General features: G+C 48.7%; 22 protein-coding genes. All 22 read right to left on the reverse strand.

Annotated elements, in window-relative coordinates; translation table 11 throughout:
• Nucleotides 1-71: 71 nt before the first annotated feature.
• The 22 genes from NSU00_RS14880 to NSU00_RS14985 all read right to left on the reverse strand — a co-directional run bounded on the left by NSU00_RS14880 (nucleotide 72) and on the right by NSU00_RS14985 (nucleotide 19,483).
• A complete protein-coding gene (locus NSU00_RS14880) occupies nucleotides 72-635 on the reverse strand; it encodes a TIGR01440 family protein (protein ID WP_041819525.1) in 564 nt (187 codons plus the stop codon).
• Nucleotides 636-649: 14 nt separating this feature from the next.
• Nucleotides 650-1,090: a ribose 5-phosphate isomerase B gene (gene rpiB, locus NSU00_RS14885; protein WP_013860736.1), complete on the reverse strand. Its 441-nt coding sequence runs from the start codon at nucleotides 1,088-1,090 to the stop codon at nucleotides 650-652.
• 260 nt (nucleotides 1,091-1,350) lie between these two features.
• On the reverse strand, nucleotides 1,351-2,640 hold the full coding sequence (locus tag NSU00_RS14890; RefSeq protein ID WP_013860737.1) for a methyl-accepting chemotaxis protein: 1,290 nt from the start codon (nucleotides 2,638-2,640) through the stop codon (nucleotides 1,351-1,353).
• Nucleotides 2,641-2,643: 3 nt separating this feature from the next.
• Complete coding sequence (locus tag NSU00_RS14895; protein WP_081106229.1) at nucleotides 2,644-3,093, reverse strand: low molecular weight protein arginine phosphatase; 450 nt, start codon at nucleotides 3,091-3,093, stop codon at nucleotides 2,644-2,646.
• Between the two features lie 116 nt (nucleotides 3,094-3,209).
• Nucleotides 3,210-3,761, reverse strand: coding sequence for a manganese efflux pump MntP (locus NSU00_RS14900; RefSeq protein ID WP_340703094.1), 552 nt, complete (start codon nucleotides 3,759-3,761; stop codon nucleotides 3,210-3,212).
• 149 nt (nucleotides 3,762-3,910) lie between these two features.
• Nucleotides 3,911-4,966 carry an L-threonylcarbamoyladenylate synthase gene (locus NSU00_RS14905; RefSeq protein ID WP_340703193.1) on the reverse strand — a complete coding sequence of 352 codons (1,056 nt, stop codon included), beginning with the start codon at nucleotides 4,964-4,966 and terminating at the stop codon, nucleotides 3,911-3,913.
• A 198-nt stretch (nucleotides 4,967-5,164) separates the two neighbouring features.
• Nucleotides 5,165-5,926 (reverse strand): stage II sporulation protein R, encoded by a 762-nt coding sequence (spoIIR, locus tag NSU00_RS14910; RefSeq protein ID WP_340703095.1) that lies wholly within the window; start codon nucleotides 5,924-5,926, stop codon nucleotides 5,165-5,167.
• A gap of 75 nt (nucleotides 5,927-6,001) precedes the next feature.
• A complete protein-coding gene (gene prmC / locus NSU00_RS14915) occupies nucleotides 6,002-6,853 on the reverse strand; it encodes a peptide chain release factor N(5)-glutamine methyltransferase (protein ID WP_340703934.1) in 852 nt (283 codons plus the stop codon).
• 11 nt (nucleotides 6,854-6,864) lie between these two features.
• Nucleotides 6,865-7,935 carry a peptide chain release factor 1 gene (gene prfA, locus NSU00_RS14920; protein ID WP_013860743.1) on the reverse strand — a complete coding sequence of 357 codons (1,071 nt, stop codon included), beginning with the start codon at nucleotides 7,933-7,935 and terminating at the stop codon, nucleotides 6,865-6,867.
• A gap of 140 nt (nucleotides 7,936-8,075) precedes the next feature.
• A complete protein-coding gene (locus NSU00_RS14925; RefSeq protein WP_013860744.1) occupies nucleotides 8,076-8,462 on the reverse strand; it encodes a hypothetical protein in 387 nt (128 codons plus the stop codon).
• A 65-nt stretch (nucleotides 8,463-8,527) separates the two neighbouring features.
• Complete coding sequence (locus NSU00_RS14930) at nucleotides 8,528-9,100, reverse strand: thymidine kinase (RefSeq protein WP_029142835.1); 573 nt, start codon at nucleotides 9,098-9,100, stop codon at nucleotides 8,528-8,530.
• Between the two features lie 116 nt (nucleotides 9,101-9,216).
• Nucleotides 9,217-9,417, reverse strand: coding sequence for a 50S ribosomal protein L31 (gene rpmE / locus NSU00_RS14935; RefSeq protein ID WP_013860746.1), 201 nt, complete (start codon nucleotides 9,415-9,417; stop codon nucleotides 9,217-9,219).
• 160 nt (nucleotides 9,418-9,577) lie between these two features.
• Nucleotides 9,578-10,858, reverse strand: a complete 1,281-nt coding sequence (gene rho / locus NSU00_RS14940; RefSeq protein WP_328013754.1) for a transcription termination factor Rho — start codon at nucleotides 10,856-10,858, stop codon at nucleotides 9,578-9,580.
• Between the two features lie 434 nt (nucleotides 10,859-11,292).
• Entirely contained in the window at nucleotides 11,293-12,258 is a 966-nt protein-coding gene (glpX, locus tag NSU00_RS14945; protein ID WP_014096744.1) for a class II fructose-bisphosphatase, read from the reverse strand.
• A gap of 109 nt (nucleotides 12,259-12,367) precedes the next feature.
• Nucleotides 12,368-13,654 carry a UDP-N-acetylglucosamine 1-carboxyvinyltransferase gene (locus NSU00_RS14950; RefSeq protein WP_017554520.1) on the reverse strand — a complete coding sequence of 429 codons (1,287 nt, stop codon included), beginning with the start codon at nucleotides 13,652-13,654 and terminating at the stop codon, nucleotides 12,368-12,370.
• 178 nt (nucleotides 13,655-13,832) lie between these two features.
• On the reverse strand, nucleotides 13,833-14,480 hold the full coding sequence (fsa, locus tag NSU00_RS14955) for a fructose-6-phosphate aldolase (protein WP_013860750.1): 648 nt from the start codon (nucleotides 14,478-14,480) through the stop codon (nucleotides 13,833-13,835).
• A 299-nt stretch (nucleotides 14,481-14,779) separates the two neighbouring features.
• Nucleotides 14,780-15,637 (reverse strand): class II fructose-bisphosphate aldolase, encoded by an 858-nt coding sequence (locus tag NSU00_RS14960; protein WP_013860751.1) that lies wholly within the window; start codon nucleotides 15,635-15,637, stop codon nucleotides 14,780-14,782.
• 211 nt (nucleotides 15,638-15,848) lie between these two features.
• Complete coding sequence (locus NSU00_RS14965; RefSeq protein WP_340703865.1) at nucleotides 15,849-16,214, reverse strand: response regulator; 366 nt, start codon at nucleotides 16,212-16,214, stop codon at nucleotides 15,849-15,851.
• A gap of 197 nt (nucleotides 16,215-16,411) precedes the next feature.
• Nucleotides 16,412-17,554 (reverse strand): hypothetical protein, encoded by a 1,143-nt coding sequence (locus NSU00_RS14970; RefSeq protein ID WP_340703866.1) that lies wholly within the window; start codon nucleotides 17,552-17,554, stop codon nucleotides 16,412-16,414.
• Nucleotides 17,555-17,566: 12 nt separating this feature from the next.
• Nucleotides 17,567-18,400 (reverse strand): hypothetical protein, encoded by an 834-nt coding sequence (locus NSU00_RS14975; RefSeq protein ID WP_340703867.1) that lies wholly within the window; start codon nucleotides 18,398-18,400, stop codon nucleotides 17,567-17,569.
• Nucleotides 18,397-19,086: an ABC transporter ATP-binding protein gene (locus tag NSU00_RS14980; protein ID WP_340703868.1), complete on the reverse strand. Its 690-nt coding sequence runs from the start codon at nucleotides 19,084-19,086 to the stop codon at nucleotides 18,397-18,399. The genes NSU00_RS14975 and NSU00_RS14980 overlap by 4 nt, the downstream gene beginning before the upstream one ends.
• Nucleotides 19,079-19,483 carry a GntR family transcriptional regulator gene (locus tag NSU00_RS14985; protein WP_019721030.1) on the reverse strand — a complete coding sequence of 135 codons (405 nt, stop codon included), beginning with the start codon at nucleotides 19,481-19,483 and terminating at the stop codon, nucleotides 19,079-19,081. Before NSU00_RS14985 ends, NSU00_RS14980 begins: the two co-directional genes overlap by 8 nt.
• Between the last annotated feature and the right edge of the window lie 55 nt (nucleotides 19,484-19,538).

Consider the following 19,538-nt stretch of genomic DNA (forward strand, 5'->3'; position numbering starts at 1 on the left):
TTGTCCATTTTTTTAACAAGAAGAAAAAAACATACCCCGCACACAACATGCGGGGCAGTACGGATGGTCCCTTATTCCGGCTGTTCTTTTTCGTAAACCGCCCGCACGCCGCCGATCAGTTTCGGCCGCGTTTTGGCAAATGTAACATGGGCTTTCCCCAGCTCTTTTCCGGAAACCCTTACAGGGACGGCAACATGCTTTAAATGCATGCCGATCAAAGTGTCCCCAATGTCGATGCCCGCATCAGCGCGGATGAATTCGACGACAACGGGATCTTCCATATGGGCGAATGCATACGCAGCCATCGCGCCGCCCGCCTTCCGGACAGGCACGACCGCCACTTCTTCCCATCCCCTTTCATCGGCAAGCGAACGGTCAACCACAAGCGCCCGGTTCAGGTGTTCACAGCATTGAAATGCCGGTTGGAACCCGAACCGGCGTGCAAACTTCTGTACGCCGCCATAAATGATTGCGGCAATGTCCATTGCCCCGGCTGTCCCGATTTTTTTCCCGGTTACTTCAGATGTCGAGCATCCAACAACAAAAACCTGTCCTTTTTTCATTGGCGCCTGCCGGAAAAATTCATCCAGCATGCGGTCCAACTGTTCCTCCAAACGTGCCGGATCTGATTGCAACAAAAACACCTCTGTTATTTTTGTTCATACTGCGCGATTTTCTCAATCCTGCGTGCATGGCGGCCGCCTTCAAACGGCGTTCCGAGCCATTCTTTCACAATTTCACAGGCAAGCCCCGGGCCGATGACCCGCTCTCCCATGGCGAGGACATTGCTGTCATTATGGGCCCTTGTAGCCTTCGCGCTGAAGACATCATGCACAAGCGCGCAACGGATGCCCTTTACTTTATTGGCGGAAATACACATCCCGATCCCGGTGCCGCAAATGAGGATCGCACGGTCAAATTCCCCTTTTGCCACCTTTTCCGCAACCGGAAGCGCGTAATCTGGATAATCAACCGACCCTTCACAATCGCATCCGAAATCTTCGTACGCCACACCCAGATCTTGAAGCAAACCGGCAATTTCCTGTTTGAGGCGCTTACCGCCGTGATCTGAAGCCAATGCAACTTTCATGTTTTCCCCCCTCCTTCATGCATCTGATTCTATTGTGGCACAGAACGGCGAAAAAGAAAATAAAGCGCCGCAGCCGAATGTCCGGGCCGCTTAAAACGCCCGCCGTTTTCGGGAAAATGCTAGGCAACGGCCGCATGTCCCGCATCTGCCCTTATCTTCAGGGCACCTTTACGCGGAATTTCCCGGCGCGCAACCGGAATTGCCGCGCTTCTTCCAGCCAAAACCGGTGCTTCCTGTCCAAAACCAGGCGGGCGAAAACCTCACCGGATATGAAAACGGCGGGTGCTCCCTTTTAATTTCTCCGCATCCTGCTCGAGCTGCGCGATAAGCCTTTCAATCAGTTCCATGTTCTGCGCCTGCTCATTCGTAATTGCCGTCACTTCTTTTGCCCCGGCAGAAGTCTGTTCGGTAATGGCCGCCACTTCCTGCGACTGGCTTGAGGCTTCGTGAATCGCATCCATTTGGTTTTTGGCCATGCCGGCAATTTGATCAACCGCCCCCGCAACCAAATGGATCGATTCCGCCATTCTGTCCATCGCTTCATTGGCCTTTTGCCCTCTGGACACTTCTTCATTGGCTTTTTGAACCTGCGCTGTAATTTGTTCGACTACACGGGTGCCTTCCTGCTCAATGTGCTGGATCATCCCGGTAATGCCTTGGACGGCTTGGGCGCTTTCATCTGCAAGCTTCCGGACCTCATTTGCGACCACCGCAAACCCGCGCCCGTATTCCCCGGCGCGTGCCGCTTCAATAGAGGCGTTCAGCGCCAGCAAATTGGTTTGCGCCGCAACTTCGCCGACAAAAGAAATGATCCCCTCCACTTTCTTCGTTTCTTCCGCAAGGCCCCGCACGGCTTCCAGCGAAATGGTATTTTCTTTCGCCAGTTTTTCAACTCCTGAAATAAGCGAGTCCATTGTCTCTTTGCTCGTCTTTAATTCGCTCAGCATGTGGTCAGAAGATTTTTTGCAAGTATCCGCTTTCCCGCGGACTTCGGATGCAAGCTGATAAGTTTTTTCAACCAGGTCAGCCGCAGATTGGGTAGCAGCCGCGGATTGCTCGGCGCCAAGTGAAATCTCTTCAACCGTCTTGTTTACATGTTCCGCCTGGCCCGCAGCCAGTGCTGTTTTTTCCGATATTTCCGATACACTTTCTTTGGTGCGTTCCACATTTGCATCAATTTGTTCAACCGTCTCCCGCAAATTCGAAAGCAAGGAATTAAAAGCAGCTGCGAGCGACTCGATTTCATCGCCCGATTTCGGCACGGGGACTTCATCTCTTAAATCCCCGCGGCTTGCTTTAAGTGCTGCATCTTCCAGCTTGCGCATCGGGCCTGCAATCAGGAATGAACCGAAAAAGCTTAAAATCCCGGACCAGATAATCCCCAATGCAAGTGTAATGACAATAAACCACGGCAGCTTTATCCAGTCTGAAAAAAACGGATAGATAAAATAAATGAAAAGACCGCTTGCCGAATATGTAATAAAAGACAGCCCGGTTACGAACAATACAATTTTCTTCGTTAAACTGAATCTGTAGCTTCGCTTTTCCATCCGTCACACCCGCCCCTGGTTTCCCGTTTTCCTGTTTTTAATCAAACGATTGATCAATGCATGCAATTGTTGATAAGTTTCTCTGTAAGCATCCAGGCTGCCGCCGTACGGGTCCGGTACATCCCCGCTGCTTCCGGCATACTCCGCGATGGTAAACGTTTTATTGCGGGCATGCGGATACCGTGCTGCCACTGCCTGTTTGTGCCCGGACGTCATCGTAAGAATCACGTCAGCCCAACCCGCCAAATTCTCCGAAAGGTTCCGGGCGTGGTGGCGGAAATCGATTCCATTTTCTTTCAGCACCTCGTAGGTATGGACAGAAGCGTCTTCACCCTCGGGCGCAAAAAGGCCGGCTGATTCCACTTCAATGCCCGGCAGCTGTTTCGCTTTTAAAATGGCCTCCGCCATCGGGCTCCTGCATGTATTCCCGGTGCAAACAAAAAGGATATTCAAAAGCTGTCCTCCTATCCTGAACTTTTAAATCTACTATTATTATAGTAAAAAAGACCTTAATTACAAGGTTAATCTATAGATAGATAAAAAAAGCCGGAAAATTGAAACCAGCTTTTCTAAATAGAAAACAACAATTTCAGTCCAAAAACAACGAGGATCGTTCCCCCGAGCACTTCGCCGTACACCCCGATCCAACCCTGGAATTTCCTGCCGATCAAAAGGCCGAGCCAGGTTAAAAAAGTAGCAGCAACACCGAAGCAAATCATAACAGCAACAGTCCGCACGCCGAAAATGCCAAGTGATAGCCCGGCAGAAAAACTGTCCAGGCTTACACTCAACGCAAACAGCATCGTTCCCCGTCCGGACGGGCTGACAGCTTGTGCCCCCTCCTTTCTGAAGACCCATACAATCATCTGTATCCCCATGATAACAAGCAATATGCCGCCAATATACTGGGCAAACAGGCCAAAAGTATGGGAGAGAAGATGGCCCGCAAAAACACCGAGAACCGGCATCAACACATGAAAAATGCCGACCGTTAAACCTATGTAAAAGATTTGCCTCAGTCTGGGCTGCATCATGCCCACGCCGAGGCTTACCGAAAAAGCATCCATGCCGAGCGCCAGAGCCATGATCGCCAAAGTTACCATTTCTGCGAGGACTGCCATTCTTTTTCCCCCTTTGGACGTGCCTATTCCAACTTATGCACGTCCGGGGTGTTTTAGAAGCCGCAGATCTCCCGGCACCCCCCCTCCCGCGCACACAATCCGTAATGAAGCAAGACCAAGTGATAAGGGTGGTTTGGAAACGTCCGGAGTTACTGAACATCCTTTTCTTTTACATAACGATGCCCCGCTGCTTTTTCAAGCCGGTTCATAATCGCCCGGCCTATGCCTTCACGCGGGAAAATTTCAGAAAATATCACGTCCACTTTTTGCGCATCAAATGATCGGAGTGTATCATACAAGTGCCGGGCAACGGTCTCAAGGGATGACCGCCTGCCGCACACCGCGACCACATCAGCACGGATTTCACCGGATGTTTCTTCCGTCACAATCGCCCCTGTTACTTCCCCTTTTTTCCGGTGTGCATCGATCATTTGCTGCATAAAAGCCGTGCTGCCGTCCACAAGATAAACCGGCGCATTCGGCGCATAATGCGTATATTTCATGCCGGGCGCTTTCGGCCGGGCGCCGGTCCCCTTAAGCCCCGGATCAAGCCTGACTTTTCCGATCCATTCTTCGAGCTGTTCTTTCGTAACACCGCCCGGGCGCAAAATCACAGGCACTTCCGCGGTCACATCGAGCACGGTCGATTCCACTCCGACACCCGTTTCTCCCCCGTCCAAAATCCCGGCAATTTTACCGGCAAGATCTTCCCGGACATGGCGGGCCAATGTCGGGCTCGGCTTGCCGGACCGGTTGGCGCTCGGGGCGGCAATCGGCAGCCCGGCCAGGCGGATGAGCGCCAGTGCAACCGGATGCCGGGGCATGCGGATCCCGACCGTGTCCAGCCCGGCCGTCACCTTTTTGGACAATGCCCCCTTCTTCACCTTTACAACGAGCGTAAGCGGGCCCGGCCAAAAAGCTTTCATCAGCACTTTCGCCGTTTCCGGTATTTCTTCCGCCAATTCTTCCAGCTGCTTTTCCTCCGCAATGTGGACAATCAGCGGATTATCGGATGGCCTTCCTTTTGCCTTGAAAATCTTATCCACCGCTTCATCGCTTGTTGCATCGGCTCCTAAACCGTATACCGTTTCAGTCGGAAAAGCGACTGTCTGCTTCTCTTTCAGTAACTGTGCTGCTTCTGCAAGTTGTGGATAAGACCCGGAATTCTCCACAGTTTTATCCACAACCCAGTATTTTGTTTCCATCCTTTTCACCTTTCTCCATCCAATCATCGGCCTTGCCAGGATATTTATTTATCAAGTTTTCTCCCGGCAAGGATACAAAAGTTTGAAAAATGAAACAAGTATTATCCACATCTTGTGGATAATACTTTGCATTTTGTTGATAACCCGACTTCGTTCCAGCCCGTTTGTCCGGCTTTTCCACAAACCGGGCGAAAAATGTTAAAACAGTTCCTTGATCACTTTCACAATCAGCAGCTTTTTCTCCACCCCGCCATCATCGCCGGCGTAAACAGAGCCGTTGCGGTTTGCTGTTTCACCGGCTGGCTGCTTGGTTCCGCGGTCTTGTGCCCCTGCCTGGTTTTCGTGCGGTTTCCGGTTCACTTTTTCAGCTGCCGCCTCTTCCGCAGGTTTTGTGCCGGCATTGGAAGCCGCAACCTTCTTTGTTTCCGGTTTCTTTTCTTCACCCCCGCTACTTGTTGCAACGCCGTTGGAAAAATCGAGAAAACAGAGGGGCGGATACAGGACGCACCACCAATTGGCGCCCTTGCCTTCCCCAAGCGTAATCAGAACTGCTTCATACTTCCCGGCCGGATATAAGTACTGGCCGTATAATTTTGTCGGAAAGGCGACCTTTCCAAGTTCTGCCTTGACCGGTTCGTTCAGATGTTCTTCCGCCATCACCCTTCTTGCAATGTTTTCAATTTCCGGCAAGCGGGAGCGGATGACTTTTTCCGCTTCTTTTTTGGACGTTAAGTGGTCCACCCATTTGGCAATGTTCGCATTCACTTCATCGCGGATTTTCCGTTTTACCCCCTGGTCTTCCGGCTTGTCGCTGTTTGCCAGAATCCGCAGCCGGATCGCGTCTTTCGGAATGACGATGGTTTCAGCCTCCGCCGCTTTTTGTTTCGGTGCATATAAACTGATGATCGTTGCGATCGATAACATGAAAATATACAATGATACCACTGTTTTTCTTTTCATTTTCTTCTCCCCGTCCCTTCGTATTCCCATTGTGGGCAGGAACAGGGGATTTTAAACTATGAATCTGAAAAAAATCTAATTTTTTTCGCAAAATACCATCCGCTCATGGCCGTTGAGATCGCGGACCACTTCCACAACGCTTTCCGGGAACGTATCCCGCAGCAGGCAGGAAACGCGTTCCCCCTGGCCTGAACCAATTTCAAAACCGACGAGCGCCCGCTTATTTAAAACATACGGCAAGGTTTCCACCAAGCGCCGGTAAAATGCAAGGCCGTCTTCTCCGCCAAACAGGGCCGTTTCAGGATCATGATCGCGCACCACAACGGATAACGAGCTGCGGTCCGTTTCCGGGATATACGGCGGATTGGATAACACTATGTCCAATTTTTTGCTGCCCATGAACGGCTGGAGCAGATCCCCGTGCACAAACCGAATATCCGCATGCAGGGCTTCAGCATTTTTTTCAGCGACGGCAAGCGCTTTTTCCGAAATATCGGATGCGTACACAAAAAGCTTTGGCAACTCCAATTTAATTGTGGTTGCAATAATGCCGCTGCCTGTCCCGATATCTGCCAATGTAAGCCCTTTTGTTTCCCCGAAATGGCGGCGGATCCGTCCGATTGCGCCCTGCACCAGCTCTTCCGTTTCCGGGCGCGGAATGAGCACATCCCGGTTGACAAGAAATTTCCGGCCGTAAAAGTATTCGTAGCCTGTGATATGCTGGACCGGAACCCCTTTTGCATGGGCTTCTACCGCTTGCCGGAACTTCACCTCCGCATCCGGGGGCAAAGCCATCCGCAAGTTGGAAAGCAGGCGGGTTCTGTCCATATCCAGAAAATGCCCGAGCAAAAGTTCACCCGCATTCGCGTCACGGCCGTTTTCCGTTAAAAAAGAAGAAGACCACTTTAAGGCTTCATACACTTTTATGTTCCTTTCCATCAGCCATTCACACTCTCCAGTTTTTTTGACTGGTCTTCAAGGATAAGGGCATCAATGATTTCATCGAGTTTGCCATCAAGCACCTGGTCAAGCTTTTGGATCGTTAATCCGATCCTGTGGTCTGTCACACGGTTTTGCGGAAAATTGTACGTACGGATCCGCTCGGAACGGTCCCCCGTTCCAACGGCGGATTTCCGGTTGGCATCATATTCCGCCTGCGCTTCCTGCTGAAATTTATCATAAATGCGGGCACGCAGCACTTTCATCGCTTTTTCTTTATTTTTGATCTGCGATTTTTCATCCTGGCAGGACACAACAATCCCGGTCGGAATGTGGGTCAGGCGCACAGCCGACATCGTCGTGTTGACGCTTTGCCCGCCCGGCCCGCTTGATGCAAACGTATCGACGCGGATATCTTTTTCATTGATATCCACTTCGACTTCCTCCGCTTCCGGCAAAACCGCAACCGTTGCCGTAGACGTATGGATACGCCCGCCCGATTCCGTTTCCGGCACACGCTGCACCCGGTGGGCCCCGTTTTCAAACTTCAATTTTGAATACGCGCCCTTGCCGTTCACCATGAAAACAATTTCTTTGTACCCGCCGATCCCCGTGACATTGGCTTCAATCACATCGATTTTCCAGCCTTGCGATTCGGCATAACGCGTGTACATACGGTACAGGTCGCCTGCAAACAACGCGGCCTCATCCCCGCCGGCAGCCCCGCGGATTTCCACAATGACGTTTTTTTCGTCATTCGGGTCTTTCGGCAGAAGCAAAATTTTCAGGCGTTCTTCGTATTCCGGGATTTTTGACTCGAGTTCATGGATCTCTTCTTTCACCATGTCCTTCATTTCAGGATCGAGTTTTTCCGACAGAAGCGACTTTGCATCCCGGAGCTGTTTCTGCACTTCTTTATATTCACGGTACACCTGCACGGTTTCCTGCAAATCCGACTGCTCCTTCGAATACTCCCGCAGTTTTTTCGGATCATTGACGATCTCAGGATCACTTAACAACTCATTCAGCTTTTCGTACCGGTCTTCCACGGCCTGCAACCGATCGAACATCGAACCCCACCTCATTTCACAACGTATTCCCATTCCGGTAACAGCAAAACCCGCCCTTCAGACATAACAAATTTATTATAGTATACGCACGGGGAAACTTAAAGCGGAACATGGGAGCAACGCTGCTGAAACGCCTTTTCCTATTTCACGTCTATTCGGACATGAATGTCGTAGCGGGGCGCCACTTTCAAAAGCCGGCTGCGGATGTCCGCCGCTTTTTTCATTCTTTCCCTGTGGTTCAGCTGTTCCTCCGTATGGACATTGACCCACATATCTTTCCCGTTCACATATACCGAATGGGGGACAGCACTGTCCATTTTCCAAACCGCTTCCCGCACCCTCTCGATATCCGCATTTACAGCAGCTGCCCCACCAGCATTCCCGTTTCTTTGCCCTGCCTTTTGCGTATCCGCCGTGCTTAACGGCTTCGTTTCAATGCGATCCGGCGCAGCTTCACGGGTCCGGCTTTGGGCCGTGCAACCTGAAAGCACCATCATTAAGCAGAGGAAAATCAGCTGTTTTGCCATAAAAAAAACCTCCTTTTCCAGTAGGTTTCCCTTCGGATGGAGGTTTATTTATGCATCACATGCCGTCACAGCGGCGGATGGTCGTGGCATTTGCGGCAAACAGGATAATACGTGTCGTTCCCGCCAATCTGGATCTGGTCCCCTGTATACACCGGCTTCCCGTTCTCGTCGACGCGCAAATTCATCGTCGCCTTCCGTTCGCAAAACCAGCAGATCGTTTTCATTTCTTCGATTTTATCGGCATACAAAAGCATGTACTTGCTGCCCTCAAAAAGCTCATTTTGAAAATCATTTTTAAGGCCGAACCCCATTACCGGGATATGCAAATCATCAACAATGCGGGCAAGCTGCAGCACATGCCTTTTTTTCAAAAACTGGACTTCGTCGATCAGGACGCAGTATGGCGCGGGATTGTACCCTTTCACCATTTCAAAAATATCCGTATCATCGTAAATCGGGATCGCTTTCCTGCGCAAGCCGATTCTGCTCGAAATATAGCCTTCTTCATCGCGCGTATCGATGCCCGATGTAAAGATGAGAACCGGTTTATTCTGCTCTTCATAGTTATGGGCGACTTTCAAGATTTCAATCGATTTGCCGCTGTTCATTGCGCCGTATCTGAAAAATAGCTGTGCCATCATCCCCGCTCCTTATTTCAACAAATATGGTTTTTAGACCTGAAAAATCCGTCCGGGCAAACCGGCATCCCATAAAAAAAACAGGCAAACGCATCGCCTGTTTTTCATGGATTCTTTTATTTAAGTCCGTATTTTTTATTAAAGCGATCAACACGTCCGTCAGCAGTCGCGAATTTTTGGCGTCCTGTATAGAATGGATGGCATTCGGAACATACTTCCACGCGCAGTTCATCTTTTACGGAACCACTTTCGAATTCGTTGCCGCACGCACATTTGACCATTACTTTTTTGTATTCTGGATGAATTCCTGGTTTCATGCTTTTCATCTCCTTCAGCCCTGAGTCATTGCGAAACAGAGTTCTATTGTTTTACGGGACACGCCCTGTAAAATTTCACAAACACACTGCCATTATTATAACAAGTCCGGAGTGGAAATGCAACATCACTGCCTGAAAAAAAGTTCTTCCTTATTTTTCCTTATATTACACGCCTTGACAATGATACTTTCAAGTCTGCTTTGATCATTTCCACAAACTCGTCGTTTGTTTTGGATTGTTTCAGCTTGCGCAAGAATTTTTCGACAAAATCCGGAGAATCGGACATCGATTTGCGGATCGCCCACAGTACTTCGAGATGGTCTTTCGAAAGCAGCAGTTCTTCTTTCCTTGTACCGGAACGGCGGATGTCGATGGCCGGGAAAACGCGCTTTTCGGCGAGGGAGCGGTCAAGATGGAGCTCCATGTTCCCGGTGCCTTTAAATTCTTCATAAATCACATCATCCATGCGTGAACCGGTATCGACCAGCGCGGTGGCCAAAATCGTCAGGCTGCCGCCTTCTTCAATATTACGTGCCGCCCCGAAAAACCGTTTCGGACGATGGAACGCAGCCGGGTCAATCCCGCCTGAAAGCGTTCTCCCACTCGGCGGAATCACAAGGTTATAGGCGCGTGCGAGGCGCGTAATGCTGTCCATTAAAATGACGACATCGCGCTTATGCTCGACAAGGCGCATCGCTCTTTCCAATACGAGTTCCGCAACCTTGATATGGTTTTCCGGCACTTCGTCAAAGGTCGAGCTGACGACATCCGCATGCACGGAACGTTCAATATCTGTTACTTCTTCCGGCCGTTCATCAATCAACAGAACGATCAATTCCGCATCAGGATGGTTCACGGTAATAGAGTTGGCAATTTCTTTCAGCAGCATCGTTTTACCGGCTTTCGGCGGCGCCACAATCAAACCGCGCTGTCCGAAACCAACCGGGGTGATTAAATCCATAATCCGGGTGGACAGTTTTTCGGGAGCCGTTTCAAGGATAATCTGCCGGTTCGGATAAAGCGGCGTCAGAGCCGGAAAATGAACCCGTTCCTTAGCGGTTTCCGGGTTTTGGCCGTTTACCGCTTCCACATGCAGCAAGCCGTAATAACGTTCGTTTTCTTTCGGCGGCCGGACTTTGCCGGAAACCTTATCGCCGTTTCTTAAATCAAAGCGGCGGATTTGCGAAGCAGAAATATAAATGTCCTCCGAACTTGGGGAGTAGTTGATCGGGCGCAGGAATCCGAATCCTTCCGACTGGATGATTTCGAGCACGCCTTCCATAAAGAAATACCCTTCTTGCTCTGCCCGTGCTTTTAAAATCGCAAAAATTAACTCTTTTTTCGTCAGTTTGCTGTAGTAGGATACTTTATACTCTCTTGCAAGGGCATAAAGCTCTTTTAACGTCATATTTTCCAGACTTGATATTGATAAACTTTCCATAAAAACACCACACTTTTTCAATTTACAGTCGGGTAGAGCAGGCTGTTTCTTCCGTTACATCAAAATTTTCCATTTGTTCCCGGCGCTTAAAACTATACCGGTATACCAATGGAACAGAACAGGCTAAAAATAAAGGAATGTGAAGGCAAGATATGAACATCCACAGTTTTGCTTTGCGCATAGATAGAAAACATGAGCTGTCTGCAAAGAGGCAATGTTGCAGCACGTGCATCTATGGAGCCGCACCATGTACGGAAGAAAAAGAAGACAAACAATTGAATATTTATAAATAAAACCATAATCATTTTAACCCTGAAACAGAAGAGAAATCAACTAAAAATAGCATAAGAGGTAAAAAACTTTGTTGAAAATGGGAGGGAAGGCGGCACTTCCGCCCTTCCCCCGCCGCTATAGCTGCATGTTCCCCCGGAGATTTACGCTTTGATCACAAGGTTCGGCTTTTTCTTCAGACTGTGCTGCCCTTCAATAAAGCGGACCGTCCCCGACTTTGCACGCATGACGACAGAATGGGTGGATCCGTACTGGCCCTTAAATTGGACACCGCGCAAAAGTTCCCCGTCGGTTACGCCGGTCGCAGCAAAAATGGCGTCATCCCCGCTCACAAGGTCGTCCATCATCAGCACTTTATTGATGTCAACCCCCATGCTCAGGCAGCGTTCTTGCTCCGCGTCGTTTTGCGGCAGAAGGCGTCCCTGGATCTCGCCGCCGAGGCATTTCAGCGCAACTGCTGAAATAACCCCTTCCGGCGCGCCGCCCGATCCGAACAAAATATCTACACCGGTATGGTCGAATGCCGTGTTAATGGCAGCTGCCACATCCCCGTCATTGATCAGTTTGATCCGGGCACCTGCAGCACGGAGCTGCGCAATAATTTCTTCATGGCGCGGACGGTTCAGAACTGTTGCCACCACATCCTCGATATCTTTATTTTTCGCCTTTGCCACAGCCTTTAAATTATCGATAATCGGTGCATTAATATCAATCATGCCGACTGCTTCAGGGCCGACAGCAATTTTATCCATGTACATATCCGGCGCATGGAGCAAATGTCCGTGATCTGCTATCGCCAGCACACTGAGCGCATTCCAGCCGCCGGATGCCAGGATATTCGTTCCTTCCAGCGGGTCAACTGCAATGTCAACGCGCGGGCCGTATCCGTTCCCGAGTTTTTCCCCGATATACAGCATCGGCGCTTCATCCATTTCCCCTTCGCCAATGACGACAGTGCCTTTCATCGGAATGGTGTCGAACACATCACGCATCGCGGACGTTGCCGCATCATCCGCTTCATCTTTCAATCCGCGCCCCATCCATCTTGCGGATGCAAGTGCTGCTGCTTCCGTGACACGGACCAATTCCATTGACAAGCTTCTTTCCAATTTTACTACCCCCATAAATAGATTTTTAATTAGTATAACACATTTAAAAAATTATTGTGTCATAATTTATCCGTTTTTTTCTATTTATGGGGGAGCCGGCAATTGCCCGCTAGGAATGGTTCAGGTGTTCCATCTCCTTTTCGGACATGCCTTCCCGCCAAACAGCGGCACCAAGACCGGTTAATTTTTCCACGAGGCAGCTGTATCCGCGGTCGATATGTTCGACCCCTGTCACTTCTGTCACCCCTTCTGCCATCAGGCCGGCAATGACAAGGGCGGCACCCGCACGCAAATCACTCGCTTTTACCTTTGCCCCCTGAAGCCGGGCCGGGCCGTTGACAATCGCAGACCGTCCTTCCACTTTAATATTGGCGCTCATTCTCCGCAACTCGTCAATATGTTTAAAGCGGGCGGAATAGATTGTATCGGTTACGATAGACGTGCCTTCTGCCCTTGTCAAAAGCGTGGTGAACGGTTGTTGCAGATCTGTCGGAAACCCCGGATAAACGAGTGTTTTAATATCAACCGGTTTCAGCTTGTCTGCTTTTCCGATAAAAATCTGTTCATCCCCGGTTTCCACCGGTATGCCCATTTCCCTGAGCTTTGCGGTCAGCGACTCGAGATGATGAGGAATGACATTGTCAACCAGTACCCCTTCACCCGCCGCCGCCGCCAGGATCATAAACGTACCAGCTTCAATTCTGTCCGGGATAATCGTATGCCGGCAGCCGCTCAAATGGTCCACGCCTTCAATCCGGATGACATCTGTTCCCGCGCCTTTAATTTTTGCGCCCATATTCGTCAAAAGTGTGGCTACGTCAATGATTTCCGGTTCTTTTGCAGCGTTTTCAATGACTGTCTTTCCCTTTGCTTTGACGGCAGCCAGCATAATATTGATCGTTGCTCCGACACTGACAACGTCCAGATAAATACGGGCACCTTTCAATTCATCCGCCCTTAAATAGATGGCACCCTGCTCATTTGTCACTTTTGCGCCCAATGCTTCAAAGCCTTTAATATGCTGGTCGATCGGCCGCGGTCCGAGATGGCACCCGCCCGGCAGCCCGATGACAGCTTTTTTGAACCTTCCGAGCATCGCGCCCATCAAGTAATATGAGGCACGCAGTTTCTTCACCCTGCCATTGGGCAGCGGCATCGAGATCATATGGCGGGGATCCACCGTAATTTCCCCGTCCTCTGACGTAACCGTTGCCCCGATCTCTTCCAGCAAGCCGGTCAATGTCCGGACATCGGAAATTTCAGGCAAGCCTTCTATTGTTACAGGAGATTCCGCGAGGATGGTCGCAGGTATTAAAGCGACAGCGCTATTTTTTGCGCCGCTCACTTTAATGGTGCCTTTCAAAGGATATCCCCCGGCAATTTTTAGCTTTTCCATATTAAGCTCCCTTCTTTAGCGGGTATGGATGTACATTCCGGTTGTAAATGGCCGTTCGCAAACTGGTCCGAAAGCTCCGTAAAACAATATGAATCCCAGCAACAGGATTGCCGAACAGGCGGAAAATCAAACTGCCCCGGAGAAAGCAAGAAATAAAGAGCAATTTTAAATATTTCCGTTATTTTTCTGTACGGCTGTTCCAGTCGCGTGTAAATTGTTCAATCCCTTTATCCGTTAACGGATGTTTGAACAGCTGTGTGAGCACTTTAAACGGGACGGTTGCGATATGCGCCCCTGCGAGCGCCGCTTGTGTAATATGCTGCGGGTGGCGGATCGAAGCTGCGATGATTTCCGTATCAATTTGATGAATGGAAAAAATTTCGGCAATCTCTGAAATAAGATGAATGCCGTCATGCCCGATATCATCCAGCCTGCCAAGGAACGGCGAAACATAAGTTGCACCTGCTCTTGCTGCCAAAAGCGCCTGGTTGCTGCTGAAAACCAGGGTGACATTTGTGCGGATGCCTTCCTGTGCCAATTGATGGACAGCTTTCATTCCTTCCGGCGTCATCGGCACTTTGACCGTAATATTCGGGGCAATAGCCGCGAGTTCCTTTCCTTCTTTTACCATGCCTTCCGCATCTTCGGACACGACTTCGGCACTGACAGAACCGGGCACGAGCGCCGTAATTTCTTTTAACCGGTCATGGAATGAAACATTTTCCTTGGCCACAAGAGACGGATTTGTCGTTACACCGGACAAAATCCCCCATTCATTTGCAGTTTTAATTTCCTCGAAATTGGCAGTATCAATAAAAAATTTCATTCTGCTTCCATCTCCTTTTATGGTTCCTATGTATCCATTTCCACTATACCACGGAACGAAAAGAAAGTTCAGAAAAACAACCATTTTTTTCACAGGCGCCTACCCAAAAAACGGCCGCAAACCCTCTTGTTCCGGGCGTTTGAACCGGTTTCCCGAAAAAAGCACAAAGGTAAAACGCTTAAAGCCGCCCGTATTTTAAAGCAACCAAAAAAGCCCGGCACGCACGGGGCAGCGCCAGACTTTTTTATCGTGAACACCCATCCTTAAGGCATTGCGTGTTCACGGTTAATCTAAAACAATCATGCTTTTTGGTTAGAACCGAACTCGCGGATTTTGCCGATAACGGTTTGTTTAATCGTTTCGCGTGCAGGCCCAAGGTATTTGCGCGGATCGTATACATCCGGATCAGCGGCCAATACTTCACGAACCGTTTTTGCGGAAGCAATTTGGTTTTCCGTATTCACGTTAATTTTTGCAGTACCTAAAGAAATGGCTTTTTTGATGTCAGCTTCAGGAATGCCTGTCCCGCCGTGGAGCACAAGCGGAATGCCGGTAATTTTGCTGATTTCTTCCATTTCTTTGAAGCCAAGGTTTGGTTCGCCGTGGTAAGGGCCGTGAACTGAACCAAGAGCCGGCGCCAAAGCATCGATTTTGGTTGCGTCAACCAGTTTTTTGCATTCTTCCGGGTCCGCATAAATGATGCCTTTTCCGACAACATCGTCTTCCTGGCCGCCGACAGTGCCGAGTTCTGCTTCCACAGATACGCCGCGGGCATGGGCATATTCCACCACTTTAGAAGTAATTTCCACGTTTTCGTCAAACGGATGGTGGGAAGCATCGATCATTACAGAAGTAAAGCCTGCATCGATAGCTTTCTTTGCATTTTCAAAGCTTGAACCATGGTCAAGATGGATCGCGACCGGAACCGTGACATTCAAGTCTTCCATTAATCCTTCAACCATTTTTACAACGGTTTTAAAACCGCTCATGTAACGGCCTGCTCCTTCGGAAACACCGAGGATGACCGGGGATTTTTCTTCTTCTGCAGCCATCAGGATGGCCTGGGCGTATTCAAGGTTATTGACGTTGAATTGCCCTACCGCATATTTCCCTTCTTTTGCTTTATTCAGCATTTCAGTCATGGAAACTAAAGGCATGAATTTTCCTCCTTATCATTTGTGTTAAAAAGATTGCCCGAGGTTATCATTTTTATGATATACAATCTTGATAACATCATACTAGCCTATTGATCATTCCTTAACAATCATAACAAACAAAACCGGGATTTACCAATGAACTTTATTTGTCGGTAAAAAGAAATAAAATTATCAAAATTTTACGGTTTAGCACTTTTTTCACTTCATGCGCTTACATCGCCAAATATTTTTTCACTGCCTTGCGGATGTCGTCAATATCAAACGGCTTTGCAAAATGGGTCAGCGCCCCGAGCTCCTTCGCTTTCTCAATCAGATCCAGTTCGCCGTAAGCGGTCATAATGATGGCCCGGATATCCGGTTTCACTTCTTTCAGCTTTTTTAAAATTTCAATGCCGTCCATGCCGGGAATTTTCATATCCAGCAGGACAAGATCGATTTCATGGTTTGCGGCCAGGGAAAGCGCCTGGGGGCCGTTTGCCGCCTGAAAGGTTTCATAGCCTTCTTTCTGCAGCACTTCCGTAAGCAGAACCCGGATGCCAAACTGGTCGTCAACAATTAAAATATTCGGCTCTCTCATTTTTTCCCTCCGTCACATGATCATTTTTACCAAAATTTGTATGTACTTTTGGTAACTCCCACTTGCCTTTATGATATGTAAAACTATTTCTACTCCCGGTTGCTTTTTTCCTGCTTATGCAAGTGGCAAATTCAATGATCACAGACGGATTCCGAAAGACGCGGAAAAGCGGTGAAAAAATAAGGGGGAGGGCCCCTTTATTTTATCGTCAACTCAACTCCCTCCACATACCGGGCTTTCACTCCTTTCCCTTTTTGAACCACTTTTCCGCTGTACAACTGCTTGCCGCTTGAAATGTCAAACACATACAGGAGGCACGCTTTTTCCCGGGAATCGTTCGGGATAAGGAAGTACAACCTGCCGTTTTTGATTTCAGGGATAGGGTTGCCCGTACTCTGGTACTTGATAGAAAATGTCTTGTCTGCTTTCAGCTTTCCGTTCCCGTCAAAGGTTAAAAGGCGAGCGCCTCCGTTCTTTTTTGTGATTGCCGTATAAACCGTCTTTCCGTTGTAAACAAACTTCCAGTTATCGCTGTCCCGCAACGAAATGTCTTTTGGCAACCTGAGTTTTTTCGTTTCATTTGTATGGTAATTGTAAATAAAGGTAGTCATTTCCTTTACTGTACCGTCGTCTATTTTTTCTTTCTGATATGCCAATATACGACTGGGCTTGTTATCCTCGGTTTCTGCCAGCTGGGTATATTGGGTCATTCTCCCTGCCTGTTCTCTTTGTGCAATCACTTTATCCCCGGTTATTTTCTTTTCCGGCAGGCTGACACGATACACGCGGATACCTGTATCCATCCCTGCCGCTACTTTCAGCTCGTTTCCGGTTTTTTGCACATCCCAAACCGATGGAAAAGATTGTTTTGAAAAACCTTGCACCTTCCTCTTCATTGTTTCTGTTTTTCTTGTTTTCTTATCCAGCACCTCGACATACAGTTCTTTATCGAACCGGTGAAGCGGCTGCGGAATGATGTCCGCATAAGCAATCATTTGTCTATCCTCATAAAAGCCGCCATGATTGGTCTTTCCCCTCATAAATCGGGGATACTGCTTGACATACTGCTTGTACCAAGCCGGATCTTCATCCAGTGACAAAAAAGAAGACTCCCTTCTTAAATCGTGGCTCCCGGATGAAGTAATGGAAAACATGCGATTCAAACGGTTTTCCTGGCTATCCATCGCAGTAATTTTAACATTCGGGATTTCATTTTCATTTCCGCTTACCCTTTTCAGCACAAGGCCCGGATCCTTGCCAGCGGCCAATGTGGTGTAAAAAAGGGGGATCGCCGCCACAACCGCAACCAGAATTACCAATAAATTTAAATAACGTCTCATCGTATCTCTCCCTTACACCGTTGCTTTATATTTGATCAAGTATCCCCCCAGGAGGATGGAATACCCCGCAATGATGGCAGTCGTGGCCACTTCAATCCATAATAATTCCTGCTGGTGCAAAACCCCGGGCAGCAACACTTCAAAGAGGAAATCCGGCGTCCAAAATAAAACGAACGAGAGAAAGCCGTACAGCAGGCCGAGCAGGATCCCCTTCATGCGGAAACTTCTTTCCAATAAGATTGCTGTAAATATTACAAGAACCACTGTAAATCCTAACCCGTAATGGAAGAGAAAATCTATCGCTGCACCGGGAAGCAGCAGGTTAAAATAAGGGAAACTTAAGACAGCATCTATGACCGTCATATCCATCCTGTAAATGCGCGGTGTAATAGCATTAAAAAAGAAGTGTTCAACCGGCAGCAAAATAATCTGAACGGCAATAAAGCCAAGCACCATCAGCAAAATGCTTGCCGCTTTCGCCAAATAGAGATTCCATCTTTCAACAGGAAGCATGAAAAGCCGGTAAATAAACGTATGCTTGCCATACCAGTCCCTGTACCAAATCAGGAAGATATAAAACACCATGGCCGCCGCACAAAGCGCAATCGGCCCCATAAACCAAATTGAACCAAAGCAGTCGATAAATCCGATCGAACCATACTGCTTTACGTATGCGAGCTTTGGCAGTGACTGGTGATACATGGTCTCATTTGCTTGCGTGATGTAACGATGCACCGTCAAAAAAACGGACGTAAATTGTGAAAGGATGGTGATTGCAACCAAAGACCAGTAGATTTTCGCAAAACGGTTGATTTCAAAATTTACAAGTTTTACAAAACTTTTCATTGCCGGTATACCTCCCTCATAATATCGACAACGGATTTCCCTTCGCTGCTGCGGATGTCTTCCGTGTAAAATTCCCTTAAAACCTTCCCGTCCCCGAGCAGCACCGCTTTGTCCAGCAAGTGCTCAATATCATTGATTTCATGTGTGGTAATCAAAACACCGCGGTTTTCAACCAGGCCGCTTGCGAACACATCTGCAATTTGCTCCCGGCTGAAAATGTCAATGCCCGAAAAGGGTTCGTCCATCAGCACGTAATCGACATCGAGTGATAGCCCGAGCAGCAAATTCACTTTTGCCATGTTTCCTTTCGAAAGGTCGCCGATCCGGTCATTTTCATTCAGTTTGAAAAAATAAAGCAAGTCTTTTGCGCGCAATGCATTCCAATCCGGATAAAAATCCCGCATAAAAAGAATGACATCTTTGATTTTCATCCGCGGCAGCATGATGGGCGCATCCGGAATGAATGCCAGCTTTTCGTAAATATGTTTGTTGTACGGTTCCCCGTCGATCAGAATCTTTCCTTTGCTGACCGGGACAAGCCCTGCAATCGCTTTTAAAGTGGTCGTTTTGCCGGTCCCGTTCACCCCGATCAAACAGGTAATTTCCCCTTTTTCTGCTGTAAAAGAAAGCGAATCAAGCACTTTTTTCCGCCCGTATTTTTTCGTAACTTCCATAACTTCAATCATGCCCGGCCCCCCCTTTGCCCCTGTATTGCCTTTTTACCAGCTCCAACAGCTCCTCCAGCGGAATATCCATCGGGCGGATCGAATCCAGAAAATCAGCCAATGCTGACTGGATCAGTTCTTCCCGTACCCCGGCAAGCACTTCCCGGTCTGTTGTAATCCGGCTCGGAAGATTGCGTTCTGTGTGGATCAAACCTTGCTCCTCCATTTCTTTATACGCTCTTTGCGCGGTATTCGGATTGATTTTTAACATGGCTGCAAGTTCGCGCCGCGATGGAATTTCCTGTCCCGCCTCAAGGCTCCCTGACGCAATCCGGGTTTTAAAATAACGGATAACCTGAATGTAGACAGGATCGCGGTTATTCCATTTAATCTCTGCGATGATCTGAATCGCCCCCATCCTTTTTCATCTCTCCATGTGTATGAAGCCCTTCATACACAAACGCCAAAATGAT

This window comes from Weizmannia sp. FSL W8-0401 (assembly GCF_038009125.1).
Lineage (GTDB): Bacteria > Bacillota > Bacilli > Bacillales > Bacillaceae_C > Weizmannia > Weizmannia coagulans.